Genomic DNA, 758 nt, shown 5'->3' on the forward strand with positions numbered 1-758 from the left:
TACCAACGATTTTCTTTTTCGTAAATATTAATAAATGAAAGACTTTTAACAGGTGAACTGGCAACGATTTTCTTTTTCGTAAATATTAATAAATGAAAGACTTTTAACAGGTGAACTGGCATTGATTCTTGATTTATCAAACTGAAACCTATCCATATACCAGATACATGCTTGCCAATTTATCTCTGAATCTGTTAGAAATAACGTTCTTCTCGCAAACTCAACAATCTTAGAAGCCTGTTTTTTTATAATTTCTGACTCCTTGTTTAAATACAGATAAAATCTGTTTTCATCTGCCTGTTCCATTTCTTCAATATCATCTATTCCGTACTTATCGCAAAACCGTACAAGTGCTTTTAATGGTTCTAAAAAATATCTTCGATGTCTTTGTACCTTATCCATATTCAGAATTTCACACAGCAATATTTTTGTCTGTCGCACCAACTGTGATGAATGTATCCTCGTTAAGTCCCATAACAAATCATTCTTATCGACCACCTGACGGAAAGATTGTGCTTTCTTCTTATTGGGGACATACAGCAAAAACAATTTGTCTTGCTTAAAAAACTCCTGTTCTACAGAGAAGGGCTTTCCTTGTGAATAGACATCCGGCATATTTTCTATTTTTAAACGATCAAATAAGCTCAGTAATTCCGCTTTATATTTTTCTGAAATATCCTCTTTTTCAAGAGAATCCATATACATTTTTCTCGTTTCATAGTTAATATCTGCAGTACACTGTATATCTGTATACTGAA

At 32.5% G+C, this 758-nt stretch carries 1 pseudogene; it reads right to left on the bottom strand.

The features are described from left to right. Positions 1-45: 45 nt before the first annotated feature. Positions 46-758, bottom strand: a pseudogene (locus DW059_RS15700) (tyrosine-type recombinase/integrase); the annotation flags it as partial.

This window comes from Roseburia sp. AF42-8 (assembly GCF_003435965.1).
Taxonomy (GTDB): Bacteria; Bacillota; Clostridia; order Lachnospirales; family Lachnospiraceae; genus Roseburia_C; species Roseburia_C amylophila.